Origin of the sequence: Saccharopolyspora hordei (assembly GCF_013410345.1) — a bacterium.
Taxonomy (GTDB): domain Bacteria; phylum Actinomycetota; class Actinomycetes; order Mycobacteriales; family Pseudonocardiaceae; genus Saccharopolyspora; species Saccharopolyspora hordei.
In genome coordinates this window covers 2,250,889-2,274,280 of the sequence record NZ_JACCFJ010000001.1, presented here as the reverse complement: position 1 = coordinate 2,274,280, position 23,392 = coordinate 2,250,889, and the positions used below count along the sequence as shown (strand labels likewise).

Annotated in this window: 19 protein-coding genes; 6 read left to right on the top strand and 13 right to left on the bottom strand. The window is 72.8% G+C overall.

Translation table 11 applies throughout. The features are described 5' to 3' along the window. The first annotated feature begins 102 nt into the window (after positions 1-102). Positions 103-459, top strand: coding sequence for a GntR family transcriptional regulator (locus HNR68_RS10655; protein ID WP_179720013.1), 357 nt, complete (start codon positions 103-105; stop codon positions 457-459). Positions 460-687: 228 nt separating this feature from the next. On the opposite strand, the gene HNR68_RS10650 is transcribed toward HNR68_RS10655, so the two are convergent. The 5 genes from HNR68_RS10650 to HNR68_RS10630 all read right to left on the bottom strand — a co-directional run bounded on the left by HNR68_RS10650 (position 688) and on the right by HNR68_RS10630 (position 6,696). Next, a complete protein-coding gene (locus HNR68_RS10650; RefSeq protein ID WP_179720011.1) occupies positions 688-2,841 on the bottom strand; it encodes a putative bifunctional diguanylate cyclase/phosphodiesterase in 2,154 nt (717 codons plus the stop codon). A 90-nt stretch (positions 2,842-2,931) separates the two neighbouring features. Then, complete coding sequence (locus HNR68_RS10645; protein WP_179720009.1) at positions 2,932-3,741, bottom strand: SAM-dependent methyltransferase; 810 nt, start codon at positions 3,739-3,741, stop codon at positions 2,932-2,934. Positions 3,742-3,906: 165 nt separating this feature from the next. Beyond that, complete coding sequence (locus HNR68_RS10640; RefSeq protein WP_179720007.1) at positions 3,907-4,809, bottom strand: oxidoreductase; 903 nt, start codon at positions 4,807-4,809, stop codon at positions 3,907-3,909. Between the two features lie 44 nt (positions 4,810-4,853). Further along, positions 4,854-5,561, bottom strand: a complete 708-nt coding sequence (locus HNR68_RS10635; RefSeq protein WP_179724891.1) for a M50 family metallopeptidase — start codon at positions 5,559-5,561, stop codon at positions 4,854-4,856. A gap of 157 nt (positions 5,562-5,718) precedes the next feature. Continuing rightward, positions 5,719-6,696 (bottom strand): substrate-binding domain-containing protein, encoded by a 978-nt coding sequence (locus HNR68_RS10630; RefSeq protein WP_179720005.1) that lies wholly within the window; start codon positions 6,694-6,696, stop codon positions 5,719-5,721. A gap of 175 nt (positions 6,697-6,871) precedes the next feature. Between HNR68_RS10630 and HNR68_RS10625 the strand changes: the two genes are divergently transcribed. Both HNR68_RS10625 and HNR68_RS27390 read left to right on the top strand, forming a co-directional pair. Beyond that, positions 6,872-8,383, top strand: a complete 1,512-nt coding sequence (locus HNR68_RS10625) for a sugar ABC transporter ATP-binding protein (RefSeq protein ID WP_179720003.1) — start codon at positions 6,872-6,874, stop codon at positions 8,381-8,383. After that, positions 8,376-10,316 (top strand): substrate-binding domain-containing protein, encoded by a 1,941-nt coding sequence (locus HNR68_RS27390; protein WP_179720001.1) that lies wholly within the window; start codon positions 8,376-8,378, stop codon positions 10,314-10,316. Before HNR68_RS10625 ends, HNR68_RS27390 begins: the two co-directional genes overlap by 8 nt. 46 nt (positions 10,317-10,362) lie before the next feature. Here the strand turns inward: HNR68_RS27390 and HNR68_RS10615 are convergent, their stop codons facing one another. The 3 genes from HNR68_RS10615 to HNR68_RS10605 all read right to left on the bottom strand — a co-directional run bounded on the left by HNR68_RS10615 (position 10,363) and on the right by HNR68_RS10605 (position 12,779). Further along, the gene (locus tag HNR68_RS10615; protein ID WP_343050056.1) at positions 10,363-11,676 is read right to left on the bottom strand and encodes a M20 family metallopeptidase; all 1,314 of its coding nucleotides are present in this window, start codon (positions 11,674-11,676) and stop codon (positions 10,363-10,365) included. A 54-nt stretch (positions 11,677-11,730) separates the two neighbouring features. Further along, positions 11,731-12,492 carry an EI24 domain-containing protein gene (locus tag HNR68_RS10610; RefSeq protein WP_179719999.1) on the bottom strand — a complete coding sequence of 254 codons (762 nt, stop codon included), beginning with the start codon at positions 12,490-12,492 and terminating at the stop codon, positions 11,731-11,733. 77 nt (positions 12,493-12,569) lie between these two features. Continuing rightward, positions 12,570-12,779, bottom strand: a complete 210-nt coding sequence (locus tag HNR68_RS10605) for a hypothetical protein (protein WP_179719997.1) — start codon at positions 12,777-12,779, stop codon at positions 12,570-12,572. A gap of 162 nt (positions 12,780-12,941) precedes the next feature. Here HNR68_RS10605 and HNR68_RS10600 point away from each other — a divergent pair, with 162 nt between their 5' ends. Both HNR68_RS10600 and HNR68_RS10595 read left to right on the top strand, forming a co-directional pair. Next, positions 12,942-13,964: an iron-siderophore ABC transporter substrate-binding protein gene (locus HNR68_RS10600; RefSeq protein WP_179719995.1), complete on the top strand. Its 1,023-nt coding sequence runs from the start codon at positions 12,942-12,944 to the stop codon at positions 13,962-13,964. Between the two features lie 183 nt (positions 13,965-14,147). Then, on the top strand, positions 14,148-14,987 hold the full coding sequence (locus HNR68_RS10595) for a hypothetical protein (protein WP_179719993.1): 840 nt from the start codon (positions 14,148-14,150) through the stop codon (positions 14,985-14,987). Between the two features lie 54 nt (positions 14,988-15,041). On the opposite strand, the gene HNR68_RS10590 is transcribed toward HNR68_RS10595, so the two are convergent. The 4 genes from HNR68_RS10590 to lpdA form a co-directional block, all read right to left on the bottom strand. Then, complete coding sequence (locus tag HNR68_RS10590) at positions 15,042-16,292, bottom strand: pyruvate dehydrogenase complex dihydrolipoamide acetyltransferase (protein WP_179719991.1); 1,251 nt, start codon at positions 16,290-16,292, stop codon at positions 15,042-15,044. A 25-nt stretch (positions 16,293-16,317) separates the two neighbouring features. Next, the gene (locus HNR68_RS10585; RefSeq protein WP_179719989.1) at positions 16,318-17,313 is read right to left on the bottom strand and encodes an alpha-ketoacid dehydrogenase subunit beta; all 996 of its coding nucleotides are present in this window, start codon (positions 17,311-17,313) and stop codon (positions 16,318-16,320) included. A 140-nt stretch (positions 17,314-17,453) separates the two neighbouring features. Next, complete coding sequence (gene pdhA / locus HNR68_RS10580) at positions 17,454-18,554, bottom strand: pyruvate dehydrogenase (acetyl-transferring) E1 component subunit alpha (RefSeq protein ID WP_179719987.1); 1,101 nt, start codon at positions 18,552-18,554, stop codon at positions 17,454-17,456. A gap of 113 nt (positions 18,555-18,667) precedes the next feature. After that, positions 18,668-20,128 carry a dihydrolipoyl dehydrogenase gene (gene lpdA, locus HNR68_RS10575; RefSeq protein WP_179719985.1) on the bottom strand — a complete coding sequence of 487 codons (1,461 nt, stop codon included), beginning with the start codon at positions 20,126-20,128 and terminating at the stop codon, positions 18,668-18,670. A 484-nt stretch (positions 20,129-20,612) separates the two neighbouring features. On the opposite strand from lpdA, the gene HNR68_RS27130 reads away from it, so the two are divergent. Beyond that, positions 20,613-21,998, top strand: a complete 1,386-nt coding sequence (locus tag HNR68_RS27130; RefSeq protein ID WP_343050055.1) for a hypothetical protein — start codon at positions 20,613-20,615, stop codon at positions 21,996-21,998. 48 nt (positions 21,999-22,046) lie between these two features. Here HNR68_RS27130 and HNR68_RS10565 read toward each other — a convergent pair whose 3' ends face one another. Continuing rightward, positions 22,047-23,255 (bottom strand): RsbRD N-terminal domain-containing protein, encoded by a 1,209-nt coding sequence (locus HNR68_RS10565; RefSeq protein ID WP_179719983.1) that lies wholly within the window; start codon positions 23,253-23,255, stop codon positions 22,047-22,049. Positions 23,256-23,392: the final 137 nt, after the last annotated feature.

Here is a 23,392-nt window from a genome sequence, read left to right as displayed (position 1 = left end):
CCACGCTGGGAAGGGCGTGCGTCCCGCGGGCCTGGTCCCGTCCATCCGGGGTCGGGTCGGATACTGGAACGGTACCGACGTCGACCCCGGGAGCGATGGACCATGCGGATCAGCGTTGACACCGGTTCCGGTGTGCCGCCGTTCGAGCAGGTGCGGTCGAGCATCGCCGAGCAGATCCGCAGCGGGGAGCTCCCGGTGGGCACCAAGCTCCCGACCGTCCGGGCGCTGGCCGCGGACCTGGGCATCGCGGTGAACACGGCCGCCAAGGCCTACCGCGAGCTGGAGCAGGCCGGGCTCATCGAAACCCGCGGCCGCGCGGGCACGTTCGTCTCCGACGCGGGCGACCAGGCGGCGGCGCGCGCTGCCGAGGCAGCCGCCACCTACGCCCGGACCACGCACGCCCTCGGCATCCCCGCCGACGAGGCCCTGGCCATCGTCCGCGCCGCCCTGGGCGTCTGACCTCCGGCTCCGGGGGCCGCACGCCGTCCAGCGACCACCGCGAGCAGGGTGGTCACCGCGCCGGTCAGGTCCCGGTCGCCCGCGGTGTCCGCTCTCCGCCGGGTCTCGTCCACCGTGATGCCACGGCTGACGAGCAGCCAGAACCCGTCCGGCGCCACGGTCACGGCGGCCACCGAGGAGCGACGCCAGGTCCAGGCGGAACGGGCGGTACCGCGGGGCGCTCCTCGGTCAGGAGCCGCGTGGGGTGGGGAGGGTGTCCGGGACGTCGAAGGAGAGGACGGGGTCGCCGAAGTGGGGGCCTGCGGCGACGCCGCAGCCCATCTCCCGCCAGGTCTCGGCCTCCCGCTCGTCACGGACGCCGCCGACCCACAGCTCGGCCCCGCAGGCCCGCACCAGCGGGACCAGGTTCCGGACCGCCTGCACCTCCGGCACGTCCGGGTCCTCCGCGTCGCGGACGATCGCGACCAGCTCGTCGGCCAACCGCACCGCGTCCACCGGGAGTTCCCGCAGCAACCGCAGCTCCTCCGGCGACCCCTGGAAACCGTGCAGCGACGTCCTGACGCCGCGGTTGCTGAGGAACCGCACGTTGTCGCGGCTCTCCTCGTTGTCCCCGCTGATCGCGGCGAAGGGCAGGCACAACCGCAGCCGGCCCGGGTCGAGGTCACCGGCGTCCAGGATCCGGTGCACCATCGCCGCCAGGTCGGGGTCCTGCCCCTGGTTCGGGCTCAACGGCAGGGACAACTGCACCTCGAGTCCGTCGGCGTGCCACTCCAGCAGCTGCTTCCACGCCGTCTTGAGCATCCAGTCGCGCAGCGACAGCGTCACCCCGGAGCGCTCCGCCAGCCGCAGGCACTCGTCGTGGTCCAGCGTCGTGCCCTCGGCGGTGTCCCAGCGCAGCCCGGCCTCCAGCGCGACCAGCCCACTGCCGTCGAGGCGCATGAGCGGGCGGTAGACCACGTCGAACTCGCCCTGCTCCAGCCCGCCCGGCATCACGGCGGCCAGCCTCGACTCGATCTGCTCCTCCGGGGCGCGGTCCGGGTCGAACAGCGCCCACTGCCGCTTGCCCGCGGCTTCCGCGCGCCGCAGCGCGACGTCCGCGGCCCACAGCATGTGCGAGGCCTCCGCGTCGGCCACCCGCCGCTGCACCACGCCGACGCTCGCCGAGGCCGCGATGCCCTGCCCGCCGATGTAGACGGGCTCGGCGAGCAGGTCGTTGATCCCCTGCACGACCTCGGGCACCGCCGGCGTCTTCTCCTGCTGCCACACCAGGATGGCGAACTCGGTGCCGCCGAAGCGCGCGACCAGCGCCTCCTCGCCCTCGACCAGCTGCTCCAGCCGTCGCGCCACCGTCTTGATCAGGATGTCGCCGACCTCGTAGCCGAGACCGTCGTTGATCACCTCGAACCCGTCCAGCCCCAGGTGGTAGAGCGTCATCCAGGACTCGCGCGGGAAGTTGACCAACGCGGCTTCCAGGCGGGTGAAGAAGTACTGCCGGTTCGGCAGCCCGGTCAGCACGTCGTGCAGCGCCTGGTACCGGAACCGGGCCTGCAGCATGTGCAGCTCGGTGATGTCCTCCACCATCGTCACGAAGTTCCCCGGCGCCCCGTCCGAGCCGCGCAGCACCGACACCGCCAGGTAGGCCCAGGCTTCCTCGCCGTTGGCGCGCAGCAGGCGCTTGCGGTCGCTGAGGCGCTTGGCGCCGCCGCCCTCGGCGAGCTCGCGGTACGCCGCCGAGAGGTACTCGGCGTCCTCGGGGTGGAACAGGTCGTGGATGGTCATCGACGTCAGAGCGCTCTCCTGGTAGCCCAGGACGTACTCCCACGCCGGGTTGACCTGGACGAACTTGCCCTCCAGGTCGGTGATCGCGATGCCGATCGGGGTCGTGGTGAAGACCTCGCTGAACCGCGCCTCGCTGGCCGCCAGCTCCCGGTCGGCCTTGAGCTTCGACCGCAGCAGCGCCTTCTTCAGCGTCTCCTGCTGCACGAACGTGCTCTCCCGGTCCGCCGCGGCGTAGCCGGCCGCGATCGCGGCGACCAGCCGCAGCATCCGGTGCACCTCGTCGTCGCCGAACCGGCCCACCAGCTCGTCGCGCAGCAGGTTCAAGCTCAGCGGCAGGCTGCTCTCGCCGGTGGCGTGCATCTCCACCAGCCGGGCACCGACCTCGCGACCGATCTCGTCCACAGCGGACGGTTCGTCCAGCGCGGCGACGACCCGGTCGACCAGCTCGGTGAGCACCTGCTCGACGGTCGCACGGGCGAGCGGGATGTAGGAGGCGGTGCTCAGCTGCGCGGCCCACCGGCGGGCCACGTTGGCCCGCCACTCGGCGTCGCGCCGCTGCGGAACCAGTGCGCCCGGCGGTTCGGCTGCCGTTCCCTCGTCCATCTCAACCGTCCAGCACCGTCTGCGGGCGTCCGCCCCGGTCACACCTTCCCACCACCATCGTCGAACCGGACCGCGCCCCCCGCGACCGACTCATGGCTTGCGCCCCACCCCCGCGTAGATCTGCGAGCCGCCCGGCTCGTCGGCGGCCTGCTCCGGCCGGTCCGGCCGCCACAGCGCGGTGCCGACCACGCCCGGTTCCACCAGCTCGAAGCCGGCGAACAGCTCGGTGATCTCGGCGTGCGTGCGGGTGTAGATCGGGTCGGCGCTGCGCCGCATCACCTCGACCACGCCGGCCATCTCCTCCGGGCTGATGTCGGCGGTGAAGTGCGACAGCGCCAGGTAGCTGCCGGGGGCGAGCGCGTCGCGGTAGCGGGCGATGATCGCCGGCGCGTCGGCCTCGTGCGGCACGAAGTGGAACACCCCGGCCATGATCAGCCCGACCGGTTCGTCGAAGTCCAGCAGCCGAAGGGTCTCCGGGTGCTTGAGGATGGAGTCCGGGTCGGTCATGTCGGCTTGCACGATGGTGGCGCGGTCGTTGTCCTCCAGCATCAGCTGGCTGTGCGCCACCGCGACCGACTCGTAGTCCACGTAGACCACGCGCGCTTCCGGGTCGGCGCTCTGGGCGATCTCGTGCACGTTGCCCACCGTCGGGATCCCCGAGCCGACGTCGAGGAACTGCCGGACCCCCTGCTGTCCCATGAAGACCACCGCGCGGCGCAGGAACGCCCGGTTCAGCCGGGCGACGTCGCGCGCGCTGGGCAGCGCGGCCAGGAACTTCTCGGCCAGTGCGCGGTCCGCGGCGAAGTTGTGCGCACCGCCGAGCAGGTAGTCGTAGAGCCGTGCTGCGCTGGGGACTTCTTCGTCGACGTCGTCGGGGACCCAGTTCGCTGGTTCGTTCACGTCCGCCTCGCCTCTCGCGCCGTTGCGTGTCGACCAGACTACTGGGTGACACCACCCTCTCCCGCAGGGCGTAACGGTGCTGCTGCTTCCGTATCGATCGAGAGGCCCGACCAGCTGACCGGGCCCTCGTTCGTGGAACCGCCGTCGGTCAGGCGTTGTGGCGGCTCAGTGCGCCTCTTCGAGGGTCTCGCCGTCGGCGACGAGCGCGTCCAGGGCGCTGAGGTCGGCCTCGGAGAGCCCGATCGAGCCCGCCGCGGTGTTCTCCTCCAGGTGCGCCACCGAGGACGTGCCGGGGATGAGCAGGACGTTGTCCGACCGCCGCAGCAGCCAGGCCAGCGAGACCTGGGCCGGGGTCGCGCCGTGGCGCTCGGCGACGCCCCGCAGCACCTCGTCCTGCCGCGCCCGGCTGTCCGCGAAACCGGACCCCAGCGGGAAGAACGGGACGAACGCGACACCGTCCGCGGCGGTCCGGGCCAGCAGGTCCGCGGACGTGCGGTTGACCACGTTGTAGAGGTTCTGCACCGCGGCGATCTCGGCGTGCTGCCGCGCCTCGGCGTACTGCTCGACGGACACGTTGGACAGTCCGATGGCGCGCACCAGCCCCTGCTCGCGCAGCTCGGTCAGCGCGCCGAGCTGGTCGGCCAGCGGGATCCCGCGGTCCACCGTGTGCCGCAGGTAGACCAGGTCCAGCGCCTCCAGGTGCAGCCGGCGCAGGTTGTCGTGCACCTGGGCGCGCAGCGCGTCCGGGTGGTTCAGCGGCAGCCACGCGCCCTCGTGGTCGCGGTAGGCGCCGATCTTGGTGGCCAGCACGAGGCCCTCGCCGTAGGGGCGCAGCGCCTCCGCGATCAGCTCGTTGACCACCCACGGGCCGTAGAAGTCGCTGGTGTCGATGTGGTCGATGCCGAGTTCCACGGCTCGGCGCAGCACCCGGACCGCCTGCTCGCGATCGGCGGGCGGGCCGAACACGCCCGGACCGGCCAGCTGCATCGCACCGAAACCGACTCGGCTGACCCGGAGGTCGGAGGTCAGCGGGAACACGCCACCCAGGGCATCGGAAGCACTCGTCACGCCGTGATGCTGCGGGAAACGCGGCCCGCTGGCAAGGAGCGGGGTCACAACTGGGGCATGAGCAGCAGCCAGCGGGCGCCGAAGACCAGGCACACCAGGGCGATGAGGAACCAGCAGGCCAGCCACAACCCGGCGGGCACGCCGGTGAGGCGGGCGAGCTGGTCGGCGTCGGAGCTGGCCGCCCGGCCGTGGGACCGCTTGCGGCGCAGCTCGGCGATCGGCCGCACGCCGCCGAAGAGCAGGAACCAGCACAGCAGCGCGCCGCACAGGGCCTGCCAGGCCGGGGTGGCGAACCAGGACACCGCGAACACCGCACCACCGGTCACCAGGACCGACAGCACGCCGTAGACGTTGCGGACCGCCAGCAGCACGGCCGCCAGCAGCGCGACGCAGCCCCACAGCATCACGTGCGCCAGGTCGACGGTGACCAGCCACGCCCCGCCGAGGCCGAGCAGCGACACCGCCGGGTACCCGGCGAACAGCGTCAAGACCATGCCCGGTCCGGTCGGCTTGCCGGTGGACACGGTGAGCCCGGAGGTGTCGGAGTGCAGCCGGATCCCGTTGAGCGTGCGCCCGCTGAGCAGCGCGACCAGGGCGTGCCCGCCCTCGTGCGCGATGGTCACCACCCCGCGCAGCGGCAGCCACGTGGCGCGGTGGAGCACCAGGGCCAGCGCGACCAGGCCCGCGACCAGCGCGGCGACGCTGCCCGAGTCGAGCAGCTGCGCGGTCCACTCCCGCACGATCTCGTCCACAGCAGACACCAGGCGTTCCGGGGACAGGTCGCCGCCCACCCTAACGAAGGACCGAAGACCACCCACCCGCGGAACGACGGGCACCTTCCCCAACTGGATCGGCGAGAGGTGCCCTCCACCTCGACTCCTTCCCGCGCCGGGCCACGGGGTCGTCTGGTCAGGCGGAGGCGCGGACGACGAGGTCCGGGGTGATCGCGGTGCTGCGCAGGGCCGTCTCCTCGCCCGCCAACCGGGCGTCGAGGACGCGGACCGCCTCGGCCGCGATCTGCTGCTGCGGCTGGCGGACGGTGGTCAGCGCGGGCTGGGCCAGTGCGGCGTAGGGGATGTCGTCGAACCCCGTGACCAGCACGTCCTCCGGGACCCGGACCCGCCGGGACGTGAGCTCACCGAGCACGCCGAGCGCGATCGTGTCGTTGCCGCAGACGATGCCGTCGGGCAGCGCGCCCCGCTGCAGCAGCAGCTCCGCCGCACGCTGGCCCCACTCCTTGCTGAAGTCGCCGAGCAGCACGTCCTCGCCGTCGCCGACCGCCCGTCGGTAGCCGTCGAGCCGCGCCTGCGCGGCCGAGTCGGTGGGCTCGGCGCCCACGAACACCAGGCTCCGCGCGCCGCGCTCGGTCAGGTGCCGCACCACCTGCCAGAGCCCGGCCTCGTTGTCCACGCCGACCCAGCTGCCCGCGAAGCCGTCCACCCGCAGGTCGAGCTGGAGCACCGGGATCCGCGCCGCCGCCGTGGTCAGCGCCGCACCGCTGCGCTCGCGGTGGCACGGGATCATGATCAGCGCGTCCACCCGGCGGTCCAGCAGGGCGCGGACCTGGCGCTGCTCGACCTCCGGGTCGTAGTGCGAGGTGGCCAGCAGCAGGCTGCGCTGGCCGTCGTGCAGCTGGGTCTCGATCGACTCCACGAGCGTGGCGAAGAACGGGTTGGCGATGCGGGGCACGACCATGCCGATGGTGTGCGTGGTGCGGCTGCGCAGCGACGCGGCCACGACGTTGGGCTCGTAGTCGAGCTCGCGCGCCGCCGCCAGCACCTTGGCGCGGTTCTCCGCCCGCACGCCGCGCTGCCCGGACAGCGCGCGGGACGCGGTCGCCACCGAAACCCCCGCCCGCGCCGCCACATCGTGGATCGTGACGCCCACGCCACCTCCTCAGCTCGGGGTCGTGGGCGCACCGTCGCGCCACGACTGAGATCGGAGTGTAATCGGTTTCGCACCCATCACCAGGGTTGACAGCCGATCCCTCGTGCTTCATCGTGATCCCGCTACGGAAACCGATTACAGTTTCCGCGCTCAACGACGAGTGGAGCTGACGGTGATGGCCGACGACGGGCACCTGGAGCTGATCGGGGTCTCCAAGACCTACCCCGGTGTGCGCGCCCTGGACGCGGTGGACTTCGACGTGCGCCCCGGCGAGGTGCACGTCCTGCTCGGCGAGAACGGCGCGGGCAAGAGCACGCTGATCAAGATGATCGCCGGTGCGCACCGCCCGGACACCGGCGAGGTCCGGGTGGACGGGCGCCCGGTGCGCTTCCACGGCCCCGAGGACGCCGAGCGCCTGGGCATCGCCACCATCCACCAGGAGATGGCGCTGGTCCCGCAGCTGACCGTGGCCGAGAACGTCTTCCTGGGCAGGCCGCCGCGCCGCTTCGGGATCGTCGACCGCCGCGCGATGCGCCGCCAGGCCGCCGAGCTCATCGAGCGGACGGGCCTGGACCTGGACCCCGACGCCGTGGTCGGCGACCTCGGCGTCGCGCACCGGCAGCTGGTGGAGATCGCCAAGGCGCTCAGCCTGGACACCCGGTTCCTGGTCATGGACGAACCGACCGCGGTGCTCAGCCGCGCCGAGGTGGACCGGCTGTTCGGCATCGTCCGCGACCTCACCGCGCGGGGCGTCGGCGTGGTGTTCATCTCCCACCTGCTCGACGAGGTCGCCGAGATCGGCGACCGGGTCAGCGTGCTGCGCGACGGCGCCAAGGTGGCCGAGGTGCCCGCGGACACCGACCAGGACGAGCTGGTGCGGCTGATGGTCGGCCGCACCGTCGACCAGCAGTACCCGCCCCGCGACGCCGAGATCGGCGAGGTGCAGCTGGAGGTGCGCGGGCTGACCAGCCACGGCGTGCTGTCCGACATCAGCTTCACCGCGCGGGCCGGCGAGGTGGTCGGCATCGGCGGCCTGGTCGGCGCCGGCCGGACCGAGCTGGTGCGCGCGCTGTTCGGCGCCGACCGCTACGACCGGGGCGAAGTGCTGGTCGGCGGGCAGCGGATCCCGCCCGGCGACATCGCCGCGGCCCGCGCCGCCGGGCTCGCGCTGGTTCCCGAGGACCGCGCCGGGCAGGGCCTGGTGCTGGGCGCCTCGGTGGCCGAGAACCTGGGCCTGGCCACGCTGTCCGACCGCACCCGGGCCGGGTTGGTCGACCTGGCCGAGCAGCGGCGCGCCGCGGCGGAGTCGGTGGAGCGGCTGCGGATCCGCACCGCCGGGCTGGACCAGCCCGCGCTGACGCTCTCCGGCGGCAACCAGCAGAAGATCGTCATCGGCAAGTGGCTGCTGGCCGGCCCGCGGGTGCTCATCCTCGACGAGCCGACCCGCGGCATCGACGTCGGCGCCCGCGCCGAGATCTACGAACTCATCAACGAACTCGCTCGCGCGGGCACCACGGTGCTCGTCGTCTCCAGCGACCTGCCCGAACTGCTCGGCCTCAGCGACCGGGTGCTGGTGCTGGCCGACGGGCGGCTGCGCGGCGAACTGGACGGTGCCGAGGCGACCCAGGAGCGCGTGCTGGCGCTCGCCGTCTCGGCGGAGCACACCGGAGGAGAAACCGATGCCTGACGACGAGGTCGGCACCACCCCGCGCTGGCGGGTCGCGCTCGGCCGCGCGGGCGGTCCGCTCGGCGGACTGGTCGTGCTGGTGGTCCTGCTGGCGCTGTTGTCACCGGACTTCCTGACCGCGAACAACCTGCTCAACGTGGGTGTGCAGGCGTCCGTGGTGGCGGTGCTGGCGTTCGGCATGACGTTCGTGATCGTCAGCGGCGGCATCGACCTGTCGGTGGGCAGCGTCGCCGGGCTCGCCGGCATCGTGACCGGCTGGGCGATGACCTCGGTGGGCCTGCCGCTGTGGCTGGCGGTCCCGGCCGGCCTGGCCTCCGGTGCGCTCGCCGGGCTGGTCAGCGGTGTGCTCATCACCGCCGGGCGGGTCCCGCCGTTCATCGCCACGCTCGCGATGCTCAGCGTGGCGCGCGGTCTGGCGCTGGTCGTCTCCGACGGCCGGCCGGTCGGCGTGGAGGGCTGGCTCACCGAGGTCGGCAGCGGCGAGCTGTTCGGGGTGCTCCCCTACCCGGTGCTGGTGATGCTGGCGATCGGGCTGGTCACGGCGTTCGTGCTGCGGCGGACCTACGTCGGGCGCGCGATGTACGCGATCGGCGGCAACGCCGAGGCCGCGCGGCTGTCCGGCATCAAGGTCACCCGCCAGCAACTGGTCATCTACGCGCTGTCCGGGCTCTTCGCGGCCGTGGCGGGCATCCTGCTCGCGGCGCGGCTGGCATCGGCGCAGCCGGAGGCGGGCACCGGCTACGAGCTGGACGCCATCGCCGCCGTGGTGATCGGCGGGGCCAGCCTCGCCGGGGGCGTCGGGTCGGCGCTGGGCACCTTCGTCGGCGCGCTCGTCCTCGCGGTGCTGCGCAACGGGCTGAACCTGCTGGACGTGTCGGCGTTCTGGCAGCAGGTGGTCATCGGTGCGGTGATCGCCGCGGCGGTGCTGTTCGACACCGTGCGCCAGCGCCGGCGCAGCGGGCGGCGCGGGCCGGGGCTGCTGCGCACCCCCGCGGTGCGGCGGGCCACGGCGGCGGTGACCGCGCTGCTCGTGGTGGCCGCCGGTTGGGCGGTCTACCAGCGGCAGCAGGCCGCCGACGACGGCAGGCTGCGGATCGCGCTGTCGGTGTCCACACTGAACAACCCGTTCTTCGTCGACCTGCGCGAAGGGGCGCAGCAGGAGGCCGACCGGCTCGGCGTGGAACTGCGGGTCACCGACGCCGGCGAAGACGCCTCGCAGCAGGCGAACGCGGTGCAGAACGCCATCGCGCAGGACGTGGACGCGATCGTGCTCAACCCGGTGGACTCCGACGCGGTGGTGCCCTCGGTGAAGGCGGCGAACGCGGCGGAGATCCCGGTGATCGGCGTGGACCGCGCGCCCAGCGGCGGCACCGTGGTCACCACAGTGGCCTCCGACAACGTCGCCGGCGGTCGGCTGGCGGCGCAGCAGCTGGCGCAGCTGGTGGGGTCCGGGCCGGTCGCGGTGCTGGAGGGCCAGCCGGGCACCTCGGCGGCGCGGGAGCGCGGTCAGGGCTTCACCGAGGAGATCCGCAACCACCCGGGCATCCAGGTGGTGGCCTCGCAGCCGGCCGACTTCGACCGCACCAAGGCCCTGGACGTCATGCAGAACATCGTGCAGGCGCACCCGGAGGTCCGCGGCGTCTTCGCGGCCAACGACGAGATGGCGCTGGGCGCGATCAAGGCCCTGGGCGCCCGCGCCGGCACCGACGTCAAGGTCGTCGGGTTCGACGGCACCCCGGAAGGCCTGGCCGCGGTGCAGGCGGGCACCGAGAGCGCCGACGTGGCCCAGCAGCCGAAGCTGCTCGGCAAGGCCGCGGTGGAGCAGGCGGTCCGCGCGGCCCGCGCCCACGACCTCGGGCCTGGTGCACCGACGAACATCCCGGTCCAGGTCGTCACGAAGGAGACCGTGGAGGCCTTCCTCCGCGACCAGTGACCGCCACGACCACCGCGCCGGGCCGGACCCGGCGCGGTGGTCGTCGTCAGTCGAAGAAGGCGGGGACGTCGAGCGGGCCGCCCGCGGCGTCGAACTCGGCGTGGACCGCCTCGCGCAGCGTCGCGTCGGCCAGGTAGTCCACGGCGGTCAGCGCCAGGCCGGCCGCGCCGTCGAGCACCGCCCGGTCCCCCGCCTCGCTGCCCGCCGCGGCGGCGAACTCCTCGGTGTGCAGCGAGAGGTTCGGGTCGCCGAGGCCGATCATCGGGTGGATCGACGGCACCCGGTAGCTGATGTTGCCGAGGTCCGTCGAGCCGGTCAGGTACTCCGGGACCACGCCGCGCGGCAACGACGTCCGGCCGCGCCGCGACTGGTGCTCGGCCCAGCGCGCGGCCAGCACCTGGTTGTGCCGGATCGGCAGGTAGGCCGGGTTGGTGTCCCAGTTCAACTCCACGCCGCAGCCCGTCATGGCCGCTGCGCCGTGCGCGATGGACTCGATCCGGGCGGCCAGGTCGCGCAGCGACCCGGGTTCGGCGGAGCGCACGTAGAACAGCGCGGCGGCGCGGTCGGGGACCACGTTGGGCCGCTTGCCGCCGTCGGTGATGATCCCGTGCACCCGGTCCGTGGACGGCACGTGCTGGCGCAGCGCCGCGACGCCCTGGTAGGTCAGCACCACCGCGTCGAGGGCGTTGCGCCCCATGAACGGCTGCGCGGCGGCGTGCGCGGCCACGCCGTGGAACACCACCTCGACCTGCCGGCGGCCGAGGAACGGGTGGTCGGCGATGTCGTGCGAGAACGGGTGCAGCATCACCACCGCGTCGACGTCGTCGAACAGGCCCGCCCGCGCCAGGTGCTCCTTGCCGCCCCCGCCCTCCTCGGCGGGGGTGCCGAGCAGGCTCACCCGGCCCCCGGTCGCGCTCACCGCGGTCGCGGCGGCCAGGAACGCGCCCACCGCCGCCGAGCAGATGACGTTGTGCCCGCAGCCGTGGCCGATGCCCGGCAGCGCGTCGTACTCGGCCAGCACGGCGACGTGCGGCCCGGTGGACCCGACGGACGCGCGCAGCGCGGTGTCCAGCCCGCCGACGCCCACCTCGACCTCGTGCCCGTGGCGACGAAGCAGGTCGGCGACCTGGCCGGCCGAGCGGTGCTCGGCGAACCCCTCCTCCGGGTGCGCGTGGAGGTCGCGGCTGAGCGCGACGAGGTCGTCCGCGTGGCCGTCCACCCGCTCCTCGACCTCGGCGCACAGCGCCTCGTCGGCCCCGGCGTGGGCGGAGCGGAGGGGTTCGGCCGCCGCGACCGCCCGCTCGGTGGCGGCGGACACGGCGCGGAGGTAGGAGTCGTCCGGCTGCACAGGCTTCGTCACGCACCCGACTCTAAGGCCCCGGACGCGGCGTTCCGATGACGCGCGTGTGACGACTCAGCCCTGCGGAACGGTCCGCGGCGCCGTCCCGAGCACCTGGTGCGCCAGCAGCGCTCCGCCCACCACGGCCGACGGGATCACCACCAGCTGCAGCACCGGGACGAGGCAGAGCAGGTAGGTCGGCAGGCCGAAGCCGTAGGTCGCGGCCCGGTGCCGGCGCAGCGCCGCGCGCCGGTCGGCCAGCCCCAGACCGCGCCGCGCGAAGACCAGACCGACCATCTCGAGGGTGACCAGCCAGGCCCCGAACAGCGCGCCGAGCACCACCCCGGCGACCTGCCCCACCACCGGGACGAACCCGACCGCGAACAGCACGACCGCGCCGACCAGCGCGATCAGCACCAGCTTCACCGAGTCCCGCACGCCGCGTCCGACCTGCGTCAGCACGCCCGCGCCGTCGTCGGAGGTGTCCAGCCCCAGCTCGTCCTCGACCTCCTCGGCGATGTGCTCGTAGAACGGCCCGCCGACGAGCAGCGTGACCGCGATGAACGACACCGAGGCCAGCAGCGCGGCCGCCCCCACCAGCGCCACGCCGAGCAGGATGCGCAGCGCCCGGCGACCGAGGTCGCCCCAGCCGTCGGCGAACGGCGTCATCCAGGTGACCAGGTCGCTGCTGAAGTAGATCAGCGTGCCCAGGGAGCCCAGCAGCAGCACGGCACTGATCAGCGCGGGCAGTGCGCCGAGGAGCAGCAGCTTCGGGCGGCGCACGAGGACGCCGAAACCGGTGCCCAGCGCGCGGGCCCCGGTCAGGAACGAGCTCATCAGGTCGCCTCCAGTGCGGTGTCGATCACCGGACACCGTACCGGCCACCGGGCGCGGTCCGGGGCGGCGACGAGTGATCAGTGCACCACGCGGTGGCGCCTGCGCCGGGCGGCCCCGGCCGTGCGCGTGTTGAACGGTCCGGGGTTGCGGCGCTCGCCGCGGCGGCAGGCGTGCAGCTCCACCAGCACGACGTCGGGGTTCTCCCCGGCGTAGCAGCGCCAGAGCATCCGGAGCAACTCGTCCTCGGCGAGCACCCATCGGCGGTTGAAGACGTCATCGTCACTCATCGCGACTCCCACGCCGGTCCGTCCGCTCGCACGCCGAGCACGTGCGACCGCCCCCGAGCTCAGCGTACGCCCGGTGATCCGGTTCACCAACGCCATCGCGCCGCGTCGTTGTTAGGTTAGCCTTGCTTCCAACCGTAGGTCGGATCACCAAGGACGTGCCAGATGACTCCTCACCCAGCAGCCGCTCGCACCAGGTTCGGCCGGCGGAGCTTCCTGGTCGGCGCGACCGGGATGCTCGCCGCCGCGGGTCTGGCGGCCTGCGGCACCAGCGACGCACCCGGCGAGGCGGGCGACGCCCAGGCCGGGCCGGGCTTCCCGACGAGCATCCCGAACCGGTACGGCACCGCGGAGATCCCGTCCGCCCCGCAGCGCGTCGTCTCCCTCGGCATCACCGACCACGACGTGCTGCTGCCGCTGGGCGTCGTCCCGGTCGGGCTGACCGCGTGGGGGCCGTGGGAGAGCGGCGTCGGCCCGTGGGTGGAGCCGATGCTGCGCGGGGAGAAGCCGAAGGTCCTGGGCAGCGAGGTCGACCCGGAGAGCGTCATCGCGCTGGCCCCCGACGTCATGGTCGCGCTGCAGAGCGCGCTGACCGAGGAGCAGTACGAGCGGCTGTCCGCCTTCAACCCGGTGGTGGCGCAGCCGCCGGGCACCATCGACTACGGCGTGGACTGGCGGCTGCAGGCCGAGACGATCGGCCAGGCGCTGGGCAAGCAGGACGAGGTCGCCCGGCTCGTCGCCGAGACCCAGGCGCGCATCGACCAGACCCGCCAGGCGAACCCGCTGTTCCAGGGCAAGACCCACGTCACCGTCCGCACCGACTCGGCGGGCACCTACGCCGCCTACACCAAGCAGGACGCGCGGACCGCACTGCTGGAGCAGCTGGGCCTGACGCTGTCGCCGGCCATCGAGGGCCTGGACAGCGGCGGCAAGTTCAACGTCAAGGTCAGCAAGGAGCAGGTCTCGCTGCTGGACGCCGACGTCGTCATCGTCACCACGGCCAAGCCCACCGACGTGGACGCGGTGCGCAACGACCCGCTGCTGAACAACCTCCCGGCCGCCAAGCGGGGTTCGTTGGTCCTGCTCGACGACTACGACCTCACCATGGCGCTCGGCTCGGCCACGGTCTCCAGCATCCCGTACGCGCTGGACCGCCTCACGCCGAAGCTCGTCGAAGCGCTCAGCTGACGCGGCGGTGCCGCGGTCCGGCGGGTGTCCACACCGGACCGCGACACCGGGAACCGCGCGCTGCGACGGGGTCTCGCCTGATCCGTTCCGGTGAAAGCAGGTGCCCGCCGTGGTGGCGTGCACCTGCGGTGCCCGGCTCGGTGGTTCACTCCCCCTCGACCGTCCGGATCGAGGAGGTTCTCCGTGGCCACCGCCACCCGCCCCGCGAGCGTGCTGCTCGCCCTCGTGCTGGTCCTGCTCCCGGTCCCGGCGCAGGCGCAGGAGCGCACCGGCAGGCAGTGCGCGTCCACGTTGGACTGCTCGGCGGCCGAGCTGGAGGCGCTGCCGCTGACCCAGCGGCTGGTGTTCGTCCGCGCGGTGCAGGACCGGGTCGCCGCCGAGCACGTGCCGGGGTTCCGGCACTGGCGCAACATCGAGGGGATCATCCGCTTCTTCGTCGAGCACGGCTTCGGCGAGCGCGGTTCGTGGGTCTCGCACGTCGACGCCGGGATCCTGGAGGGCATCGAGCGCGGCACCGCGATCGCCCTCGGCGTCTCCGAGGACGACGGCGGCAACCCGGGGTCCCGCCTGTGGGCGGACTACCTGCGCCGCCTGCAGCGCGGCGAGCTGGGCGACCGCTGGGTGCACGACCCGGCGTGGGGCGAGGCGGAACAGGCCTCGACCGAGCACGGGGTGCGCCTGGCCGAGGCCCACGGCGCCCGCCCGAGCCGCGTCGACCGGCAGGTCTTCCAGTTCAGCGAGCTGTACCGCTGGGTGCTGCGCAACCCGCAGACCGCGCTGCTGGTGCTCGACGAGGACCTGGGCCAGACCACCGGGATCCCGGTCGTGCCCGTCGACTTCCTGCGCTGGTTCACCGACGTGACCGACCCCGTCCCCGCCTACCGGGGCGCGCACGTGGCGCACGACCTGGTCCTGCCGGACCCGCTCGGGCTCCCGGTCAGCACCCTCCAGCTGTTCCTGGCCTACGCCCCCGAGCTCGTCCGCGTCCACCAGGAGGAGACCGGTCGGCAGCCGCAGACGTGAGAAGGCCCCTCCCGCGAGTCGGGGCCGTCGCGGGAGGGGCCTCGTCCGTGCGCGTCAGGCGATGATGCGCAGCGGGTCCTCGAGCAGCGAGGTCAGCTGCTGCAGGAACGCCGCGCCGACCGCGCCGTCCACCGCGCGGTGGTCGGCCGACAGCGTCACGCGCAGGACCTTGCGGGCCACGAACTCGCCGTCGCGAACCTGCACCTCGTCGCGGGCCGCGCCGACGGCCAGGATCGCCGCCTCCGGCGGGTTGATCACCGCGCTGAACTGCTCGATGCCGAACATGCCCAGGTTGGAGATCGAGAAGGTGCCGCCGGACATCTCGTCCAGCTTCAGCTTGCCCTCGCGGGCGCGCCCGGCCAGCTCCCGGCTCTCCGCGGCGATCTCCGAGACGCTCTTGCGGTCGGCGTCCTTGACCACCGGCACCACCAGACCGTCCTCGATCGCCACCGCGATGCCGAGGTTGATCCGCTTGTGCCGCAGCAGCTTGTCCCCGGCGAACGAGACGTTCACCGACGGGTTCGCGCGCAGCGCGGTGGCCACCGCCTTGACGATCAGGTCGTTGACGCTGACCTTCGGGCCGCCCGCGGCCTGCAGCCGCTCGTTGAGCGTGCCGCGGAACGCCAGCAGGTCGGTGACGTCGATGGCGCTGGTCAGGTAGAAGTGCGGCGCCTGCTGCTTGCTCTCCGTCAGGCGCTTGGCGCTGACCTTCTGGATCTTGTTGAGCGGGACCTCCTCGACGTCCTCGCTCGCCACCGGAGCGGCCGGGGTGGCCGCGGGTTCGGGCGCGGCCGGAGCGCTCGCGGCCGCCGCAGCAGCGGCCTCGATGTCGGCGCGGATGATCCGCCCGCCCGGGCCGGTGCCCTGCACGGTGGAGAGGTCCACGCCCTTCTCCTTGGCGACCGCCTTGGCCAGCGGCGACGCCTTCGGCTTGCTGCCCCGCTCGGCGGGCGCGGCCGGGGCGGGCGCCGGCGCGGGCTCCGCGGGCTCGGCGGGGGCCGGAGCCTCGGCGGGGGCCGGGGTCTGGGCGGCGGGCGCCGGGGTGGGGGCGGACTCCGCCGCCGCGCCGGAGCCGTCGCCGAGGACCGCGATCGGGGTGCCGATCGGCACCGTGGCGCCCTCCTCGACGAGGATCTTCTCCAGCACCCCGTCGTCGTAGGCCTCCAGCTCCATGAGGGCCTTGTCGGTCTCGATCTCGGCCACCACGTCGCCACGGCTGACCTGGTCGCCGACCTTCTTGCGCCAGGTCGAGACAACGCCCTCCTCCATGGTGTCGGAGAGCCTCGGCATTTGGATCTCAGTCATCGTCTTCCTCGGGTGAGCACAGGCCTCAGCGGCGGCGACCGACCGCGTCCAGGGTCTGGTGGATCGCGGTCGTCAGGGACTCGGCGGACGGGAGCGCGGCGCGCTCCAACGGCTTGGCGTACGGCAGCGGCACCTCCGCGGCCGCCACGCGGCGGACCGGGGCGTCCAGGTAGTCGAACGCACCGTCCGAGATGGACGCGGCGATCTCCGCGCCGATGCCGTAGGTCAGCCAGTCGTCCTCCGCGACGACGGCGCACCCGGTCTTGCGCACGGAGTCCACGATGGTCTGCCGGTCCAGCGGACGCAGGCTGCGCAGGTCCACGACCTCGGCGTTGATGCCCTCCTCGGCGTGCAGCTCCTCGGCGACCTGCTGGGCCACCATCGCCATCCGGGAGTAGCCGATGACGGTGATGTCGGTGCCCTCGCGGGTCACCTTCGCCTTGCCGATCTCGGCCGGCTCGACGACGTCCGGGACCTCGCCCTTGGTGTTGTACAGCGAGAGGTTCTCCAGGAACAGCACCGGGTCGTCGTCCCGGATCGAGGCCAGCAGCAGCGCCTTGGCGTCGGCGGGCGTGCTCGGCGCGACGACCTTCAGGCCGGGCACGAAGGCGTAGTACAGCTCGATGTTCTGCGAGTGGGTGGCGCCCAGCTGCTGGCCACCACCACCCGGCGTGCGCAGCACCATCGGGACGCTGGTCTGGCCGCCGAACATGCCGTAGATCTTGGCCGCGTGGTTGACGATCTGGTCCAGCGCGATCAGCGAGAAGTTGATCGTCATCAGCTCGACCACCGGGCGCAGCCCCAGCATGGCCGCACCGACCGCGGCACCGACGAAGCCCTCCTCGGCGATCGGGGTGTCGCGCACCCGCTTCTCGCCGAACTCCTTCAGCAGACCTGCGGTGATCTTGTAGGAGCCCTCGAAGACCCCGATCTCCTCGCCGATGAGGAAGACGTCCTCATCGCGCAGCATTTCCTCGCGAAGCGTGTCGTGCAACGCTTGGCGGTACGTGATGACGGCCAAGGGTGTTTCTCCTGCAGAAGCAATGGGGGGACCGTGGGTGTCCCCGGTCGCCGGAGCGACCCGGAGCACCCACGGACCGTGTGGCGGGGTGTCGCGAAGACCGCGACGGTTCCTCGTTCGCGTCGATCCCGGGAGTGGCGTCAGAAGACCGGGTCGGCGGGGAGGCGTCGGGAGTCGTTGGCGACCGGCGTGGCGTAGGTGTAGTCGAACAGCGTGGACGGGTCCGGGTGCGGGCTGTCGTCGGCGAACGCGACCGCCGCGTCGGCCTCGGCCTGCGCCTGGCGCTCGATCTCCGCGGCGCTGTCCTCGTCCAGCACACCCGCCTCGATCAACTGCGCCCGGAAGGCGAGGACCGGGTCGGCCGCCTTGGCCTTGGCCACCGACTCCTCGCTGCGGTACTTGGCCGGGTCGACCACCGAGTGGCCCTTGAGCCGTTCGCTGACGCACTCCAGCAGGGCCGGGCCGCCGCCGTTGCGGGCCTGCTCGACCAGCCGGGTCGCCGCGTCGCGGACCGCCAGCACGTCGTTGCCGTCCACCCGCTCGCCGGGCATCTTGTAGGCCGCGGCGCGCTTGAACAGCTCCGGCTCCGCGGAGGACTTGTCCACTGTGGTCCCCATGCCGAGCTGGTTGTTCACCACCACGAACACCACCGGCAGGTTCCACAGCGCCGCGATGTTCAGCGCCTCGTGGAAGGCACCGATGTTGGTGGTGCCGTCGCCCATCTGGCACATCACGACCTGGTCGCCGGAGCGGTAGTCGATGGCCAGCGCGGCACCGGTGGCCAGCGGGATCTGGCCGCCGACGATGCCGTAGCCGCCGAGCAGCCCGGACTCCACGTCGAACATGTGCATCGAGCCGCCCCAGCCCTTGGAGGTGCCGGTGGTGCGGCCGTAGAGCTCGGCCATCACGCGGCCGGGCTCGATGCCCTTGGCGATGGCGTAGCCGTGCTCGCGGTAGTTGGTGAACAGCAGGTCGGTCTTGCGCAGCGCGCGCATCAGGCCGACGACGGTGGCCTCCTCACCGAGGTTGAGGTGGCAGTACCCGCCGATCTTGGCCTGGGTGTAGCCCTGCGCCGCGCGCTCCTCGAAGCGGCGGATCAGGGTCATCTCCCGGAAGTAGTCCTGGAGCAGCTCCGGAGACTCCCCGGTGAAGCGTCCGCGGTTCGAGCCGCGTACCCCGCTGCTGCGCCGCTTGGCGGTGCTGCGGGTGGACGGCTTGCTGCGCGTGGCCGTCTGTGCCATCACGGTCCCCTTCTCGATCGGGTCAGGAGCGGTGGCAGCCGCGTGGTGCGGGGCTCAGCCGGTCCGGCCGGGCTCTGGGGCGCCGCGCACCGCTCCTGTGTCCTGTTGTTTCCTCAGCGCTTCTTGGGCGGTGCGACGTGCACCGGCAGGCCGAGGGCCGCCATCGCGGCCTCCATGCCGATCTCGCCCAGGGTCGGGTGCGCGTGGATGGTCTCGGCGAGCTCGTCGAGGGTGGCCTCCAGCGCCATGGCCAGCGCGCCCTCGGTGATCAGGTCGCTGGCGGAGTGCCCGATGATGTGCACGCCCAGGACCTCGCCGTACTTCTTGCCGGCGACGATCTTCAGGAAGCCCTCGGTGTCGCCGTAGCTCTGGGCGCGGCCCAGCGCGGCGAACGGGAACTTCGCGGCGACCACGTCGTGACCGGCTTCCTTCGCCTGCGCCTCGGTGAGGCCCACGCTGGCGATCTCCGGGTGGGTGAAGGTCGCGGCCGGGATGACGTCGTAGTCGATCGAGGCGTGGTGGCCGGCGATCGTCTCGGCCGCGACGACGCCCTGGTGGGACGCGACGTGCGCGAGCAGCGCCTTGCCGGTGACGTCACCGATGGCGTAGACGTGCTCGACGTTGGTGCGCAGCGTGTCGTCGACGGTGATGAAACCGCGCTCGGTGGTGGCCACCCCGGTCTTGTCCAGGTCGAGGTTGGCGGTGTTGGGCTTGCGGCCGACGCCGACCAGCACCACGTCGACGTCGATCTTCTGCGGCTTGGCGCCGTCGACGGTCACCGTCAGGCCGTCGGCGGACTCGTCCACGCGGGACACGGTGGCCTCGGTGAGGACCTTGATGCCGCGCTTGCTGAACGAGCGGCCCAGCGCCTTGCCGACCTCGACGTCCTCGGCGGGCACCAGGGTCTTCTGCATCTCGATGATGCTGACCTCGCTGCCGAGGGTGCTGAACAGCGTCGCCCACTCGGCGCCGACCGCGCTGCCGCCGATGATGGCGATGCGCCGCGGCACCTCCTCGAGACCGAAGGCGCCGTCCGAGGTGATCACGCCGGGCAGGTCCGCGCCGGGCAGCGGCAGCTGCACGGGGACCGAACCGGTCGCGATGATGACATCGCGGGCCTTGACCTGCTCGATCGGCGCCCCGCCCGCCGGTTCGGCGGCGTAGCGCGGGCCGTCGGCGCCCAGCGGCGAGTCGCCGGTGGCGTAGACGTCCACGGTGGTCGGTCCGGTGAACCGGGCGTGGCCGTTGATGACGGTGACGCCGTTGCTCTTCAGCAGCCCGGCGACGCCGTCGGTGAGCCCCTTGACGACGCTGCTCTTGCGGCGGCGGATCGCGTCGTAGTCGACGCTGACGTTCTCGACGTTGATCCCGAACTCGGCCGCGTGCTGCACGGTCTCGTAGACCTCGGCCGACCGCAGCATCGCCTTGGTCGGGATGCAGCCCCAGTTCAGGCAGACCCCACCGGGCCGCTCCTTTTCCACCACTCCGACCGAGAGGCCGCGCTGCGCGGCCCGGATCGCGGCGACGTACCCACCGGGGCCGCCACCCACCACGAGAAGGTCGAACTCCTGCACTTCGCTGTGCTCCTTCGTACGCACGCGCCGGTTGCGGAGAGCCCGGATCGAGCGGGCAATCCTCACCCAGAGTGTCGTGAGCGCGACCACTCGGGCGCTATGCCCGCTCGCCCAGACTTCTCCCAGCGCGACTGTGCAACTCGCACAGTCCTCCGCCCGGCGCGCACTCCAGGTGACACCAGCGGCACCCTCCGTGTCCGAGACGCCGGTCACAACTCAGGGGGTCCGCAGGCACGGACAGGCGGAGGTCGTGCCGGACCCGGCGGTCAGGACGGCGCCGGGGTCCGGAGTGTGGGAGCGCCCGGGTGTCGTCATTGCACAGGTGCGGTGAGCGACGGAGATCGCTCGACCGTGGGAACGGACGCCTCGGCGGCCCACTGCTCCGATGGTGTGACGGACAGCCGATCCACACGCGTCGCGACCCCGTCCACCCATTAGCCTGCCCCGGTCACGTGATCACACAGCACGCATCTGGGGGTGCGACGTGAACATCGACCGACGCAGGTCCGCGGGGGCGGGCCGCTGGCGGCTGCGCACCGCGACGGGGGTCGCGCTGGCCGCGGTGGGGCTGCTGGCCACGGCGGTGCCCGCGGCGACGGCGGCGCCGGAACCCGACCCGCTGGACCCGGCGAACTTCGAACTCCGGCCCGACGACCAGGGGGACGCGGTCCGGGACGCGGTCGCCCGGCTCGACGCCGAGCTGCCGAGGGTCACGGTGAGCGACGTCCTCGCCGAGGCCAACCGGACCGCGGAGCACGACGCCGACGGGGCCTGCAACGCCGGCGCCATCGATGACGACGACGCGGACGAGCTGCCCGACGTGGCCGAGAGCTTCTGCTTCCAGTCCGGCGACGACGACGTGCGCTACTGGTACCCGCAGGGCGTCACCACCGCCGCCGACGCGCAGGGCGGCCAGCTCGCGGGCCCCGAGCAGGCGATCCTCGTCAGCTGGTACGACCACGAGGTCACGAACGGCCCGACCGAGGAGGAGGAGCACGAGAACGGGATCGAGAAGGGCGTCCGCATCACCTTCCTCGACAAGCAGACGAACGCCTACCGGCACGTGCTGCTCGCCTACCCGGTCATCGACGACAACGGCGCCCCGAGCTACCGGAGCGTGCTGACCGGCCAGGACAAGTCGCTGCACGCGGGCGGGATCGTCTGGTACGGCGACTTCCTCTACGTGGCCGACACCGCGGCCGGGTTCCGGGTGTTCGACATGCGCCACATCTACGACCTGGGGGCGGCGTCGAACGGCACCACGGAGGACCCCGACAAGATCGGCAGGCACGACGGGACCTACCACGGCCACGGCTACCGCTACGTGATGCCGCAGGTGGCGGCCTGGGAGGTCACCGCTGCGCAGGGGACGAGGTGCAGCGCCGAGGACGAGGCGATGGTCTTCTCCTACGTCTCGCTCGACCGCAGCACCCCGGACCACCACCTCATCGCGGGTGAGTACTGCGACCAGAACCAGGAAGTGGCGGGACGGGCGGCCGCCTGGCGGCTCGCCGACTCCCTCGACGACCGGGGCGAGCAGATCACCGATCCCAGCCACCTCTGGCGGGCCGACGAGGTGCACCGGCTCGAGCCGACCAACGTGCAGGGGGCCCTGCGCGTCGACGGCCGCTGGTACCTCAGCAAGACCAACGGCCCGCACGAGGCGGGCGAGAACGACAACAGCGTCCTGTACTTGACGGAACGCGATCCCGGCGAGGTGCTCGCGCCTGCCGCGCAGGAGCCGGCGCCCGTCGGCGCGGAGGACCTCGCGCTGTGGCCGACCGCGGACGGCGGCCACGACGTCTGGAGCGTCAGCGAGTACCCGGGCGGGCGGATGGTCTACTCCCTCCACGTCGCAGCACAGCGCTGATCTCCACCTGACGGACGCGCACCGGTGCCGCCGGTGCGCGTCCGCGCGTCAGTCGCGCAGGCCGTCGCGGAGGCGCAGCGCCGACAGGGCCAGCGACAGCGACACGTAGGCGGTGCGGCCGTGCAGCGGCTGGCCGATCAGCGACGTGATGCGGTGCAGGCGGTTGAGCACCGTGTTGCGGTGGCAGTGCAGGCGGACCGCGGCGTTGGCGGTGGAGCAGTTCTCCTCCAGCCACGCGGTCAGCGTCTCCAGCAGCATGTCCCGCTCCCGGACCGGCAGCTCCAGCACCGGGCCGAGCTGCGACTCCAGCAGGCGCTGCGCCAGGTCCGGCGACTGCACCAGCAGCGCCTCCGGGAACCGCTCCTCCAGGGTCACCACTTCCGAGGCGCCGTAGGAGGAGGTGCCCAACGTGGTCGTCGCGAGCTGGTGGGCCAGCCCCACCTCGGCCAGCCCCCGCACCGTCGGCGACACCGCGACCCGGCCGCGCGCCAGCGGCCGCAGCGCCTCCAGCACCAGGTCCTTGTCCCGCTGCTCCAGCGCCACCAAGCCGACCAGGGAGTCGGCGCGCACCTGCCACACCGACCGGACGTGCAGCGCGGTCAGCGCGTCGTGGTGCCCGCGCAGCGCGAACCCGCCGTCGTCGGTCATGGCCGCGACGACCACCACGTAGTTCCCGCCGGTCGGCAGGTCCAGCTCCTTGGCGGTGCGCTGCGCGAAGGCGATGTCGCGCGCCCGACCGGCCAGCAGGTCCTCCACCAGGGCGTGCCGCCGCTGGTCGTCGCGGCGCACCCGTTCCATCTCGGTGTTGCGGTACGAGGTGGACAGCGTCGAGGACAGTCCGTCGATCACCCTCCAGATCGAGGTCGCCACGCCCAGCAGCGCGTCGGGGTCCGCGCCGTCCTGGTGCGCCTGGTCGACCAGCGCCTCCCACACGACCCGGCCGCCGAGGCGGAAGGTCCGCAGCATCACCTCCAGCGGCACGCCCTGCTCGGCGCGGCGGCGGCCGATCTCGGCGGCCACGTCGTCGCCGTCGGGCCCGGGCACCTGGCCGCTGACGATCTGCAGGATGCGTTCGAGGTACTGCCGGCAGCCCTCCCACAGGTCTTCCTTCGGGACCGGGCTGTAGTCGGTCCACTCGGGGTTGTCGGTGAAGATGGCGGCCATCAGCCGCTCGGTGAGGGCCGGCACGTCCTGGAGTCGCTTGCGAGCCAACGCGTGCGTGACGTCGGCTGGGTTCTCGGCAGGATCAGCTACCACGAGAGGAACGATACCGGCCGGGAACCCACCCCCACCCCCACTCGCCGCCCCGCCTCCCGACCCCCGCAGCGACGTCCACGGGAGGTGCCCTTCGCCTCGTCGCGGTGGGCGCGGGCGGGCGTTGAGGTCGCGCCGCG

Coding starts and splice junctions, on each gene's coding strand:
- HNR68_RS10655 (WP_179720013.1), top strand. CDS start 103: ATGCGGATCAGCGTTGACACCGGTTCCGGTGTGCCGCCGTTCGAGCAG.
- HNR68_RS10650 (WP_179720011.1), bottom strand. CDS start 2,841: ATGGACGAGGGAACGGCAGCCGAACCGCCGGGCGCACTGGTTCCGCAG.
- HNR68_RS10625 (WP_179720003.1), top strand. CDS start 6,872: ATGGCCGACGACGGGCACCTGGAGCTGATCGGGGTCTCCAAGACCTAC.
- HNR68_RS27390 (WP_179720001.1), top strand. CDS start 8,376: ATGCCTGACGACGAGGTCGGCACCACCCCGCGCTGGCGGGTCGCGCTC.
- HNR68_RS10610 (WP_179719999.1), bottom strand. CDS start 12,492: ATGAGCTCGTTCCTGACCGGGGCCCGCGCGCTGGGCACCGGTTTCGGC.
- HNR68_RS10605 (WP_179719997.1), bottom strand. CDS start 12,779: ATGAGTGACGATGACGTCTTCAACCGCCGATGGGTGCTCGCCGAGGAC.
- HNR68_RS10600 (WP_179719995.1), top strand. CDS start 12,942: ATGACTCCTCACCCAGCAGCCGCTCGCACCAGGTTCGGCCGGCGGAGC.
- HNR68_RS10590 (WP_179719991.1), bottom strand. CDS start 16,292: ATGACTGAGATCCAAATGCCGAGGCTCTCCGACACCATGGAGGAGGGC.
- pdhA (WP_179719987.1), bottom strand. CDS start 18,554: ATGGCACAGACGGCCACGCGCAGCAAGCCGTCCACCCGCAGCACCGCC.